Genomic DNA, 13,089 nt, shown 5'->3' with positions numbered 1-13,089 from the left:
GGTTGTATGTTGAAATCAATTACCCGACGCACTTTTGTCTCTGCTTTTTCTGTCCTGGCTGCGACACCGCTGCTTAACTCGCGCGTGGCGAAGGCTGCCACCGGGGGAACGGTGGATATCAGCCATTACAACCACAATGACTGGATTGCCGCTTTTAAACAGGCGTTTGCCGAAGGGAACACGGTTATCGTTCCTGCCGGACTTCACTGTGAAAATATCAATACAGGCATTTTTATTCCTGAGGGTAAAACGCTGCTGATTCGTGGGATGTTGACCGGAAATGGCCGCGGACGCTTTGTCTTGCAGGATGGCTGCAAAGTGCTTGGGGAAGGGGAGGGACGGACTGAGAACATCACTCTGGATGTGCGTGGGTCCGATTGCGTGATTCAGGGACTGGCAATGAGTGGGTTTGGTCCCGTCACCCAGATTTACATTGGCGGAAAAACAGCGCGGGTGATGCGCAACCTGCTTATTGACAAGATCACGGTGGCTCAGGCGAATTACGCGATTCTCCGCCAGGGATTTCATAACCAGATTGATGGCGCGCGGATCACCAATAGCCGTTTTAGTCACTTGCAAGGGGATGCCATTGAGTGGAATGTCGCGATTAATGACCACAATATTTTGATCTCGGACCATGTCATCGACAACATCAACTGCACCAACGGTAAGATCAACTGGGGGATAGGGATTGGGCTGGCAGGGAGCACTTATGATAATGACTACCCTGAACAGCAGGCTGTGAAGAACTTCGTGGTGGCGAATATTACGGGCAGTAATTGCCGTCAACTGGTGCATGTTGAGAACGGCAAACACTTTGTTATTCGCAATATAAAAGCACAAAATATTACCCCGGATTTCAGTAAGAAAGCGGGGATCGATAATGCCACTGTGGCCATTTATGGCTGTGATAATTTCGTTATTGATAATGTTGAAATGGTGAATAGCGCGGGTATGTTAATTGGTTACGGCGTAATCAAGGGGGATTATCTGTCGATACCGCAGAATTTCAGGCTCAATAGCATCCGGCTTGATAATCGAAAACTTGATTACAAATTACGCGGCATTCAAATCTCTTCCGGAAATGCAACATCATTCGTGGCGATCACGAATGTTGATATTCAGCGCGCAACGCTTGAGCTACATAATAAACCGCAACATCTTTTTATGCGTAATATCAGTGTGATGCAGGAATCGAAGAGCGGACCAGCTCTTAAGGTAAACTTCGATCTGCGTAAAGATGTTCGCGGCAAGTTTATGGCAAGAGAAGAGACATTGCTTTCACTGGCCAACATTACTGCGGTTAATGAGAAGGGGCAGAGCTCCGTCGATATTGACAGGGTTGATCAGCAGGTTGTGAATGCGGAAAAACTGAATTTTACGTTGCCGCGCAGATGATACGAGTTGACACACTTTGCGACGATTCCTGGTATCTGTTCACGTGTTATTCGGATTACAACTACTGCATTTTATGGGGCTGAGGGGTAACATCTGCCCGAGAATTACAGCAAATCTTGCTGGCGAAAACAGGCTAAAGGGCTATAATTCGTCAACCATTTTAAGGTGGAAGAAATAATGATTAATTTGAAAGCAGTCATTCCGGTAGCAGGTCTTGGCATGCATATGCTGCCAGCCACCAAAGCGATTCCTAAAGAGATGCTGCCGATCGTCGACAAGCCAATGATCCAATACATCGTTGACGAGATTGTTGCTGCAGGGATCAAAGAAATCGTTCTGGTCACCCATTCATCAAAGAATGCGGTTGAAAACCACTTCGACACCTCTTACGAACTCGAAGCGTTGCTTGAGCAACGTGTCAAACGTCAGCTCCTGGCCGAAGTGCAGTCTATCTGCCCACCAGGGGTGACCATAATGAATGTCCGCCAGGCCCAGCCTCTGGGTCTGGGTCATTCCATTTTGTGTGCCCGTCCGATTGTCGGTGATAATCCGTTCATTGTCGTCTTGCCGGATATTATCCTGGACAATGCATCTGCCGACCCGCTGCGCTACAACCTTGCCGCAATGGTGGCCCGTTTCAATGAAACTGGCCGTAGCCAGGTGCTGGCAAAACGCATGAATGGCGATCTGTCCGAGTACTCTGTTATTCAGACAAAAGAACCTCTGGACTCAGAAGGCCAGGTGAGCCGTATCGTTGAATTTATCGAAAAACCAGATCAGCCGCAGACGCTGGACTCTGATTTGATGGCTGTAGGGCGTTATGTCCTCAACGCTGACATCTGGGCAGAACTGGAAAAAACGGAACCCGGCGCTTGGGATCGTGTCCAGTTAACTGACGCAATCGCTGAGCTTGCGAAGAAACAGTCCGTTGATGCGATGCTGATGACTGGCGACAGTTACGATTGCGGCAAAAAAATGGGGTACATGCAGGCGTTTGTAAACTACGGACTGCGTAACCTGAAAGAAGGGGCTAAGTTCCGTAAAAGCATTGAGAAAATGCTTACAGAGTAAGACATCGAAAAGGCCGTTTAATCGTGGCAGTAAGAAGGTAGTTGAGAGTGATTCTGGGCTGTTCAGAGCTTAGTCATTTATTCTCGCTACCTTTTTTTTATATTAAAATCAATAGTTAAAATTAGTAGTTCTCTCTTCTAACTCCTTAATTGGCAGTAAGATTTTTCCTTGTCTTCAAGGACGTTTAAGGGGAGAATATCGGATTAGCTTTTTGTGCCAATCCTTATAAAATTGCACTCCAGTTTCAACTGAGGTGCAGATAACGTTGTTCTTTTTTTCAGTATACTGGTAGCTGTAGAGCCAGGGGCGGTAGCGTGTTTATAATTTCTGCTCGCTGCTGTGCGTCTCTACGGAATGAAGGTTGAATTTAAACATTGCGACGCAATACGGAATAGTCTTGTGAAAATACTCGTCACTGGTGGTGCAGGTTTTATTGGATCTGCAGTAGTTCGTTATATCATTAATAATACTAAAGATTCTGTAGTGAACGTAGATAAGTTGACCTACGCAGGTAACCTTGAATCGTTGGTAGACATTGAAAATGATCCGCGTTACGCATTTGAGCGAGCAGACATCTGTGATGGTAATGCCATGGCGCGTATTTTCACTGAGCATCAACCCGATGCGGTTATGCATCTGGCGGCCGAAAGCCATGTCGATCGCTCCATTACTGGTCCTGCTGCATTTATCGAAACGAACATTATCGGAACGTATGTGCTGTTGGAAGCTGCTCGTCAATACTGGGCGCAACTGGATGAGACGCGCAAAGCGGCTTTCCGTTTCCATCATATCTCGACCGATGAGGTCTACGGCGATTTGCCACACCCTGATGAGTTGCCTGCCGGAAGCGCATTACCGCTGTTTACTGAAAAAACATCCTACTCCCCTAGCAGCCCTTACTCTTCCTCGAAAGCGTCCAGTGACCATTTAGTTCGTGCGTGGCGTCGTACCTACGGCTTGCCAACGCTAGTGACAAACTGCTCCAATAATTACGGTCCGTACCATTTCCCAGAAAAACTCATTCCACTTATTATCCTGAACGCAGTAGCGGGTAAACCGTTGCCGGTTTACGGCAATGGCGAGCAGATCCGTGACTGGTTGTTTGTAGAAGATCATGCTCGTGCTTTATATAAAGTGGTGACGGAAGGTGAGGTTGGCGAGACTTACAATATTGGTGGCCATAATGAGCGTAAAAACATCGATGTTGTGAAAACCATTTGCGGCATTCTCGATGAGGTTATCGCAGATAAACCTGCAGGTATTAATCATTACGCCGAACTCATTACCTATGTAACCGATCGCCCTGGGCACGATCTGCGTTATGCGATTGATGCTAGTAAAATTAAACATGATCTGGGTTGGGTCCCGCAAGAAACATTCGAGTCAGGTATTCGTAAAACTGTCCACTGGTATCTAAATAATAAAGAATGGTGGCAGCGAGTAATGGATGGTTCTTATGCAGGCGAGCGCCTGGGATTGGCGGAATAAGAAAGGAAATAATGATGAAAGGTATTGTACTTGCAGGTGGTTCCGGAACTCGTCTTTATCCAATAACTCAGGGTGTATCAAAGCAACTGTTACCAGTTTACGATAAGCCTATGATTTATTACCCAATATCTGTACTGATGTTGGCTGGCATTCGCGAGATCTTAATTATCACAACGCCAGAAGATATGTCTTCGTTCCAGCGTCTGCTTGGGGATGGGTCACAATTTGGTATAGAGCTTACCTATAAAGTTCAGCCCTCTCCTGATGGTCTGGCGCAGGCATTTATTATCGGTGAAGAGTTCATCAACAACGAACCATGTGCATTGGTGCTTGGGGATAATATCTATTTTGGCCAGAGCTTTGGCAAGAAGTTGGAAACTGCTGCAAAACTTACAAGTGGGGCAATGGTATTCGGCTATCAGGTTCTGGATCCAGAACGTTTCGGCGTAGTTGAGTTTGATGAGAATTATAAGGCACTTTCCATTGAGGAAAAACCTTTAAAGCCAAAATCAAATTGGGCAGTAACGGGACTCTATTTTTATGACAAAAATGTCGTAGAAATGGCAAAACAAGTTAAACCGTCTCCACGCGGTGAATTAGAAATTACTACACTCAACCAAATGTATCTCGAAAGAGAAGAATTACAGGTTGAATTGTTGGGGCGTGGTTTCGCGTGGCTTGATACCGGAACTCACGATAGCCTCGTTGAAGCATCTCAGTTTATTCATACTATAGAAAAACGGCAGGGTATGAAAGTTGCTTGCCTGGAGGAAATTGCCTTCAGGAAAGGTTGGTTAGATAAAGCTCAGGTCGAAGTTCAGGCAAAAATGTTGCAAAAAACAGAATATGGCCGCTACCTTCGCATGTTAATTAATGAGTAATTGTTTTTTAAACTCGCTTATCTGACTACTGTATGGAGCATCGATGAATATTCTTCTCATTGGGAAAAATGGGCAAGTTGGTTGGGAATTGCAGCGTTCACTTTCACTGCTTGGCAAAGTAACGGCCGTTGATTATTTTGACACGGAAATTTGTGGTGACCTGACAAATTTAACAGGTATTGCCAAAACTATAAGCGATATTAAACCTGATATCGTCGTCAATGCAGCTGCACATACCGCCGTTGATAAAGCAGAGAGTGAGCACGAATTAGCCCATTTACTGAACGCAGAAAGTGTTGAGATTATTGCTAAAGAGACGGCTAAGATCGGTGCTCTTTTAGTTCATTACTCTACAGATTATGTTTTTGATGGCGAAGGGGAGCATTACCGGCTCGAAAATGAAGCCCCTAATCCATTAAACGTCTATGGAGAGACAAAGCTGGCTGGTGAATTAGCTATTGCCCGTTTTAACCCACGGCATTTAATTTTTAGAACGAGTTGGGTTTATGCTGCCCGGGGAGCTAATTTTGCAAAAACAATGCTCCGTCTGGCAAAAGAAAAATCAATGTTGTCTATTATCAATGATCAATATGGTGCGCCAACAGGTGCTGAGTTGCTCGCTGATTGCACTGCTCAGGCTATTAGAGTGGAACAGCAAAACAACCAGGTGCATGGCACATACCATCTTGTCGCAAGTGGCGAAACAACATGGTATGACTATGCAGAATTCGTTTTTAATATTGCGAAGAAGAACAACGAAACTTTAGCTGTTGAAGTCGTGCATGGTGTATCAACATCATCCTATCCCACTCCTGCAAAGCGACCGCACAACTCAAGACTCTCAAACGAAAAATTTCAGAATGCGTTTAACGTCGTGTTGCCGCACTGGAGTGTGGGTGTTGAGCGTGTAGTGACTGAAATTCTTGGTAAGTAAAATATTAAAGAGCGATGTATGAACATAATTAAAACAGCCATTCCTGATGTATTAATCTGCGAGCCTAGAGTTTTTGGCGATGCTCGAGGTTTCTTTTTTGAAAGTTTTAACAAAAAACTCTTTGATGAAGCTGTTGGCCGCAGTGTTGAATTTGTTCAGGATAACCACTCTCAGTCGCAAAAAGGGGTGCTGCGTGGGCTCCATTATCAAATGGCTCCTCATGCGCAGGGTAAATTGGTACGTTGTGTTGAAGGTGAGGTTTTTGATGTTGCGGTCGATATCAGAAAGTCATCTAGCACGTTCGGTAAATGGGTTGGTGTTATCTTAAGCGCTGAAAATAAAAGACAGCTGTGGATTCCTGAAGGCTTTGCCCACGGATTTTTGACTCTAAGCGAAAGGGCACAGTTTGTTTATAAAACAACTAATTATTATCATCCACAAAGTGATCGCGGCATCATGTGGAATGATCCCGCTATTGGTATAGACTGGCCAGAAATAAATGGTCAGCTTATTCTTTCTGAAAAAGATAAAATGCATTCGTCTTTGAATGAAAATGAAAGTTTTTGATAATGAAAAAACATGATACATCACTAAAATATATGGTTAAGAGTTTTTGGCTTAATTATCCCTTGCTGAAAGGGCTTGTTATTAGAGATATAAAGTCTCGTTATAATGGCTCCTATATGGGGGTGCTTTGGTCAATTATCACACCTATTGTCATGCTGGCAATTTATACTTTCGTGTTCAGCGTTGTATTTAAGGCTAAATGGGGTGTTGATAGCGGCTCAAAAACCGAGTTTGCTTTGGTCCTGTTTGCGGGGATGATTATATTTAATTTATTCTCCGAATGTATAGCAAGATCAACATCATTAATATTGCAAAATGCCAACTATGTTAAAAAAGTTGTATTTCCTTTAGAGATATTAGTCCCTGTATGTCTCGGAAGTGCATTATTTAACTTTATAGTCAGTTTCTCGGTATGGATAATTGCATATGCCGTTTTGAATGGAATCCCTCCGGTCACTTTCCTGTTATTTCCTGTAATACTTATTCCATTCATATTTTTTGTAGCCGGCGTCTGTTGGCTCTTGAGTGCACTGAGCGTATTTATTCGTGATATAGCACAATTTATTAATATAATAATAACTGTATTGCTCTTTATGTCTCCAGTGTTTTATCCGGTGACAGCATTACCAGAAAACTATAGACATTATTTGTTTATAAATCCTTTGACATATTTTGTTGAAACGTTCAGAGCTTTTATCTTTTTTGGTCATGGAATAGATGTCTATTATCCAGTTTGTTTTATAGCATCATTATTAATGCTATGGCTCGGTTTCTATTTTTTCCAGAAAACAAGAAAAGGTTTCGCAGATGTCATCTGATTACGCAATCAAAGTTGAGAATATAAGTAAGTGCTATCAGATATATGATAAGCCGTTCGACAGGCTTAAGCAGATGTTCTCTAAATCTAATCATAAATACTATCGAGAATTCTGGGCACTACGAGATATTTCATTTGAAGTTAAAAAAGGTGAGACCGTAGGCATTGTTGGGAAAAATGGTAGCGGAAAGTCAACATTATTACAGATAATATGCGGAACACTTAACCCAACTTCAGGTGAGGTTACTACCAACGGTCGTATCGCGGCTTTGTTGGAGCTAGGCTCAGGCTTTAATCCTGAGTTTACTGGCAGAGATAATGTTTATATGAACGCTGCCTTATTGGGTTTGAGTAAGGCAGAAATTGAAGAAAAATTTGATAGCATTATTGATTTTGCCGATATTGGTCAATTTATCGATCAACCAGTAAAAACCTATTCAAGCGGCATGATGGTTCGTTTAGCATTTGCAGTACAAGCGCAAATTGAACCAGATATTCTCATCGTAGATGAAGCTTTGGCTGTTGGGGATGCTAAATTTCAGGCCCGTTGTTTTGAGCGACTCAAACAACTCAAACAAAATGGAACAAGTATTCTGCTTGTGACACACTCAACAGAACAAATTGTCACTCATTGTTCAAAAGCGGTGTTGATCGATAGTGGAATAGTGATGGAAATTGGTGAACCGAGAAAAGTAACTAACTATTATTTGGATCTTCTTTTTGGTCGTAGTGTCAAACCAGCAAATAACCAATCACAGTCGCTAGAATTGTCCCAATCCTCTGCGGAGAGCGATATCTGTAGTCTTAGCAAAACTGAAGATATTTTCTTAGCTCGACCAAATTCGAATAATCTAAGTTATCGATGGGGAGATCAAAAAGCAATAATCCTCGATTACTTACTTTCTTCTGAAGGTGTCAATTATCCACCAACCTTAAGATCAGGAAGTAAAATTGATCTTTCAATGTCGGTCAGGTTTGTGGAAGAAATTTTCCGTCCTATTATTGGATTCACAGTAAAGAATAAAGAAGGTGTCACTGTATATGGCACTAACTCTGAGTTGCTGGAATTTGAAGATGTTATGTCTACAGGAGCAAAAGACAGTGTAGAGATCATTAATATGAGCTTTACATGCAACCTTGCACCGGGAGACTACTTTATCTCATTAGGCGTTGCGAGCAAGGCTTCAGAAGATGTAGAACCGCATGACCGTCGTTATGATGCTATCCATGTACATGTAGAACCTGATAAAACAATGTTCGGGTTGTCAAATATGAATTTAACAATGAATAAGTTTTCAGGGGATGAGTAAATAAATGTCCAGTCTTTTTAATACTCAAAAATATTTTCTCAATGATGATATCAACGTCTATTGTAATAACGAATATAAAAGCATTAATTATAGCGATGGTGACAATATTGAACAAAATATCTATGAAATCATTAGCAATACCAATGATTTAAGTGTCTTGTCTAGTGAGTTAAGACATCATTGTAATGATTGGCCGACTGTATATCATCTTGGTTCTGAAAGAGCTAATATTCTAAGACCATTTGAAAATATTTTAAAAGGTGCTGATGTTCTTGAAATAGGCGCAGGATGTGGCGCTATTACCCGTTTTCTGGGTGAGTGCGGAGCTAATGTTCTGGCTGTCGAAGGATCATTACGTCGTGCAAAAATAGCGCGTTCTCGCACACGTGATTTGGATAATGTCACGGTACTTGCTGAAAAATTTGCTGATTTTGAGACCGACCATAAATTTGATGTTATCACCCTAATAGGTGTTCTTGAATATGCAAATCTTTTTACTTCAAGCGATACTCCGACGAAATCAATGCTTGAAGATGTATATGGATATTTAAAACCTAATGGTAAATTGATTATTGCCATAGAAAACCAGCTAGGACTGAAATACTTTGCAGGTGCTCCAGAAGATCATAAATGGCAAGTAATGTATGGTATTGAGGGGCGTTATACAAAAAATGATCCTGAAACCTTTGGTAAGCATAAGTTAAAAAATATTCTGAAAAGTGCTAAGTTCAATTCGCAGCAATTTTTTGCACCGTTCCCTGATTATAAAACTGCAAACTCCATCATATCTGAGACTGCTTACCAGAACCCAGCATTTAATGCTGCAGCCTTAGCGATAGAAAATACTCTTAAAGACCATCAGTTACCAAATCATTTACTCTTCTCACAAGAAAGAACGTGGTCTGTTATCCATGATAATAATTTGGGTCTCGACCTGGCTAACTCATTTTTAATTGTTGCTAGCCCAGAAGAAAATGCAAAACCAGTTTTGGAATCTAACAATCTTGCTTTTCACTATAGTACTTCCCGTCTTAAACATTTTTGTAAACAAACTCGCTTCGTTGCGGATGATGCGGGGAAAATAATTGTTAAAACTAGTAGGTTTTCTGAATCTATTAATATTAAAGAAATTAATTCCTCATTAGTCAATAGCATCAAAGAAGAAGAAAATTATATTGTTGGAACTTCTTTAAATGAAAAAATATCAAAAATCATCACCACTGATTACTGGTCACTTGATGATTTTATTGGTATTTTGAAAAAGTATTTGACCTTTATTTATAACTATAAAGATCATAGTTCTCACGAATACAATCCGGATTGGTTAGACGAAACTATCTGTGGTTCGCTAATTGATTGCATTCCTCAAAATATACTTATTTCAGAATCAAATCCAGAGTCCTGGAGCTTAATTGATCAGGAGTGGTCCTATGAAGGCAATGTACCATTGTCCTGGATCCTTTTTAGAGTCCTGCTAATCACTGTTCAGTCCAACACTCGGTTAGGTTACAATGATCAGGTTAATGATTTAACGCGTCGAGAGTTCTTTGAACTGTGCTATAAATTACTCGGTTTTAATATTACATCTCCTAAACTTGAAGAGTATGCTTCTTTTGAAGCTAATTTCCAAAGTTTAGTTTCTGGACGGGATATTGAAAACCTTGGTAACTGGTACTCCTCGCAAATTATCCGTACCAGAAACTACATACAGGAATCAGAGCGCTTTAGGAATACCAGAGAACTCATTATCACGCAAAATAAGCAGCTTGAGCGTCAAAATAATGAGATATCTGAATTTAATATTAAAGTTGAAGAACTTGAACGTATAAAATCTGGACTGAGCGATGAACTGGCACGCTATAAATTAAATGAGCAGCTAATTAAGGCATCGTTGAGCTGGAAAGTGACGAAACCCTTGAGAGTCATTAGAGCGCTTACTATAATTCCTCGTGAAGGAAAAACAATAAATTGGCTTAGACACAAAAGGAATTTAGCTAATTACCTTGCGAAACGTATTCAGAGTGGTGTAAAGCGACACGGGTTTATCAACTCAATTCCGCTTGCTATTAAGACTGCAGGAAGCTTATCTATAAATCACTTTAAAAAAGTACAGAAAAGTAAGCTTTATCAGCAAAAAATTAGTGAGCTTGAGCAATTCATTCTTAATGAAAAAAACTATATCGACCTCTTCCATGTACCTATGGGGTGGCATACACCACTCTTCCAGCGATTCCAACATTTGTCTTTACAGGCTGCACGGCTTGGCGGGTTGGCACTATATGGCGGACATATACAGGTAGATAAAGAATTATTTGTTTATGAACGTGAAGATAGCAATGTAATCGTATTTGATGCACTTGATAGTTTGGTTAATGAGAAAATAAAAGCTGCGCTGAAAAAGAACACTTTGGCTCAGAAAGTTGTTAGAATACAATCTATCGATCTTGCTACAACAATTGATGATATCCTTGAATTCCAGAATATGGGATTCAAAGTAGTGTATGAATATATCGATGAAATCACTGAAGAAATAGTAGGCGATTTTCCTGAAACAATCATCAATAGACATAAATGGACACTCGAAAATGAGTCCGTTTTTGTCATCGCAACGGCAACAAAGTTGTTTGAAGAGGTAGCAAGACATCGTTCTGAAAATATGCTTTTGTCGACAAATGGTGTTGATATCTCACATTGGCATATTACTTCCATTAATCCTCCAGACGATGTAAAACCTTTACTTGAAAACAATAAAGCTATTATTGGTTATCATGGGGCTTTAGCTAAATGGATAGACTATGATTTATTGCATAGAATCGCTGATGTTGAAGACTTCCAGTTATTGCTGATTGGATATGAGCATGACAGTTCACTTAAAGATAGTGGGCTAGCTTTGAGAGATAACGTACATTTTCTGGGGAGCAAGTCTTACTTTGAACTTCCTCAATATGCGTATTTTTACGATGTCGGAATTTTGCCATTTAAGAAATATAAATTAACGGAATCTGTATCACCTGTTAAATTATTCGAGTATATGGCATTACGTAAACCTGTGGTAACGACTGATCTCGTTGAATGCCTGAAATATAAAAGTTGTCTTGTTGCTGATTCAGAAAATCATGACCAATTTGTTGCTAATGTTAAAACAGCTATTTGTTTAAAAAGTGATGAAGATTATCTTAAAACATTAGATGCAGAGGCGCTGAGTAATTCCTGGCAATCAAAAACACTTGAGTACCTGGAACTGGTTGGAGTCAATGTGAATAAAAGTATCGAAGGGAAGTATAAATGAATAGCAAGTTATATCAGTTAGTACGAAAAGTTTATTGGAAATTGCCATTTAGCGATGAAACGAAAGAAGCGATCGTTGGGTTCGTGAAAAGAACTATACGTAAGACAAAGCAACAACCGAATATCGCTGATGCAGGCAAAATTGATACCACAAAGGATGATTATATTCATCAGGTGCTGAGTTCAGCAAAACCTGCTTCATCTGAATATGTTGCGGAGAGTGGAGACCATTATGAACGTAAAGATGGTGATGCGAAAATCATTGCTTATTATCTGACGCAGTTTCATCCAAACCCTGAAAATGATGAGTGGTGGGGTAAAGGTGTAACAGAATGGAATAACGTTTGCCGTGCAAAACCTCAATTTGTTGGTCATTCGCAGCCAAGACTTCCAGGCGAATTGGGATTTTATGATCTTCGCCTAAAAGAAAATATGCTCCGCCAGGTTGAACTTGCGAAGAATTATGGTGTTTATGGTTTTTCTTTCTATTATTATTGGTTTGATGGTGCAAGATTACTTGAAAGACCATTAGATCTGTTCATGAACAACCCAGATATTGATTTCCCATTTGCATTATGCTGGGCAAATGAATCATGGACACGTCGCTTTGATGGCACATGTGGCGAGATCCTTATGGAGCAAAGCGACAGCGTAGAAAGTTATCAGGCATTCATTGATAGTGTTATCCCATATATGCAGGACTCTCGTTACATAAAAGTAGCAGGCAAACCGTTACTGACTGTATATAGACCTTCCTTTATTCCTGATTGCAAAAATGTCCTACAGCACTGGCGTGATAAATGTGCAGAAGCTGGCATTGGCGACATTCATATCGTTGGTGTTAAAGAGCATACCTGGGATCGCGATCTTCTTTCATTAGGATTTGATGCGCAAAGTGAGTTCCATCCAGGTACTTTATTTAGGCATTGCAATGATATTACCCATACTATTAAGTTCGTTCAGCCAAAATTTGAAGGCTTGGTTTTGGATTATGAAGATATCGTTGTAAATAAAAAGTACTTTAAATACAATTATGAGACATTGTATCGTGCAGTAATGCCAATGTGGGACAATACTGCTCGTCGTGATAATAAAGGAATGATTTTCCACAAATCATCTCCTGCATTATATAAAACCTGGCTTCAGGATGTTATCGGTGAAGCTAATCAACGTAAAGATATTGAAGATAAACTAATCTTTATCAATGCCTGGAATGAATGGGGAGAAGGTGCTTATTTAGAGCCTGACAGGGAGTATGGTTACGCTTATTTACAAGCCACCCGTGACGCAGTTGAATCTTCTCGAGATAATAAATAGGACTTAGATATGTCAGAT

Annotated in this window: 10 protein-coding genes; all 10 read left to right on the top strand. The window is 40.7% G+C overall.

Annotated features, from left to right (window positions below; all coding sequences use genetic code 11):
- Positions 1–6 precede the first annotated feature (6 nt).
- The 10 genes from wcaM to GF617_RS07260 all read left to right on the top strand — a co-directional run bounded on the left by wcaM (position 7) and on the right by GF617_RS07260 (position 13,071).
- A complete protein-coding gene (gene wcaM / locus GF617_RS07305) occupies positions 7–1,398 on the top strand; it encodes a colanic acid biosynthesis protein WcaM (RefSeq protein WP_181620055.1) in 1,392 nt (463 codons plus the stop codon).
- A 177-nt stretch (positions 1,399–1,575) separates the two neighbouring features.
- Positions 1,576–2,469: a GalU regulator GalF gene (galF, locus tag GF617_RS07300; protein ID WP_181620054.1), complete on the top strand. Its 894-nt coding sequence runs from the start codon at positions 1,576–1,578 to the stop codon at positions 2,467–2,469.
- Positions 2,470–2,868: 399 nt separating this feature from the next.
- On the top strand, positions 2,869–3,957 hold the full coding sequence (rfbB, locus tag GF617_RS07295) for a dTDP-glucose 4,6-dehydratase (RefSeq protein ID WP_203451403.1): 1,089 nt from the start codon (positions 2,869–2,871) through the stop codon (positions 3,955–3,957).
- Positions 3,958–3,971: 14 nt separating this feature from the next.
- On the top strand, positions 3,972–4,838 hold the full coding sequence (gene rfbA, locus GF617_RS07290; protein ID WP_203451460.1) for a glucose-1-phosphate thymidylyltransferase RfbA: 867 nt from the start codon (positions 3,972–3,974) through the stop codon (positions 4,836–4,838).
- A gap of 43 nt (positions 4,839–4,881) precedes the next feature.
- Positions 4,882–5,772: a dTDP-4-dehydrorhamnose reductase gene (gene rfbD, locus GF617_RS07285; protein WP_203451402.1), complete on the top strand. Its 891-nt coding sequence runs from the start codon at positions 4,882–4,884 to the stop codon at positions 5,770–5,772.
- 18 nt (positions 5,773–5,790) lie between these two features.
- A complete protein-coding gene (gene rfbC / locus GF617_RS07280; protein WP_203451401.1) occupies positions 5,791–6,339 on the top strand; it encodes a dTDP-4-dehydrorhamnose 3,5-epimerase in 549 nt (182 codons plus the stop codon).
- Between the two features lie 2 nt (positions 6,340–6,341).
- Positions 6,342–7,157 carry an ABC transporter permease gene (locus tag GF617_RS07275; RefSeq protein ID WP_203451400.1) on the top strand — a complete coding sequence of 272 codons (816 nt, stop codon included), beginning with the start codon at positions 6,342–6,344 and terminating at the stop codon, positions 7,155–7,157.
- Positions 7,147–8,466, top strand: a complete 1,320-nt coding sequence (locus tag GF617_RS07270) for an ABC transporter ATP-binding protein (protein WP_203451399.1) — start codon at positions 7,147–7,149, stop codon at positions 8,464–8,466. Before GF617_RS07275 ends, GF617_RS07270 begins: the two co-directional genes overlap by 11 nt.
- A gap of 4 nt (positions 8,467–8,470) precedes the next feature.
- Positions 8,471–11,755, top strand: a complete 3,285-nt coding sequence (locus tag GF617_RS07265; RefSeq protein ID WP_203451398.1) for a methyltransferase — start codon at positions 8,471–8,473, stop codon at positions 11,753–11,755.
- Positions 11,752–13,071 carry a glycoside hydrolase family 99-like domain-containing protein gene (locus tag GF617_RS07260; RefSeq protein ID WP_203451397.1) on the top strand — a complete coding sequence of 440 codons (1,320 nt, stop codon included), beginning with the start codon at positions 11,752–11,754 and terminating at the stop codon, positions 13,069–13,071. Before GF617_RS07265 ends, GF617_RS07260 begins: the two co-directional genes overlap by 4 nt.
- Positions 13,072–13,089 lie beyond the last annotated feature (18 nt).

Source organism: Lelliottia sp. RWM.1 (genome assembly GCF_016859735.1).
In the GTDB taxonomy this organism is placed as follows: domain Bacteria; phylum Pseudomonadota; class Gammaproteobacteria; order Enterobacterales; family Enterobacteriaceae; genus Enterobacter.
The sequence above is the reverse complement of the archived record's forward strand: the minus strand, read 5'-3'. Positions and strand labels throughout refer to the sequence as shown.

Bases quoted from the DNA above. Each gene is read 5' to 3' on its own strand.
- wcaM (WP_181620055.1), top strand. From the start codon at position 7: ATGTTGAAATCAATTACCCGACGCACTTTTGTCTCTGCTTTTTCTGTC.
- galF (WP_181620054.1), top strand. From the start codon at position 1,576: ATGATTAATTTGAAAGCAGTCATTCCGGTAGCAGGTCTTGGCATGCAT.
- rfbA (WP_203451460.1), top strand. From the start codon at position 3,972: ATGAAAGGTATTGTACTTGCAGGTGGTTCCGGAACTCGTCTTTATCCA.
- rfbD (WP_203451402.1), top strand. From the start codon at position 4,882: ATGAATATTCTTCTCATTGGGAAAAATGGGCAAGTTGGTTGGGAATTG.
- rfbC (WP_203451401.1), top strand. From the start codon at position 5,791: ATGAACATAATTAAAACAGCCATTCCTGATGTATTAATCTGCGAGCCT.
- GF617_RS07275 (WP_203451400.1), top strand. From the start codon at position 6,342: ATGAAAAAACATGATACATCACTAAAATATATGGTTAAGAGTTTTTGG.
- GF617_RS07270 (WP_203451399.1), top strand. From the start codon at position 7,147: ATGTCATCTGATTACGCAATCAAAGTTGAGAATATAAGTAAGTGCTAT.
- GF617_RS07265 (WP_203451398.1), top strand. From the start codon at position 8,471: ATGTCCAGTCTTTTTAATACTCAAAAATATTTTCTCAATGATGATATC.
- GF617_RS07260 (WP_203451397.1), top strand. From the start codon at position 11,752: ATGAATAGCAAGTTATATCAGTTAGTACGAAAAGTTTATTGGAAATTG.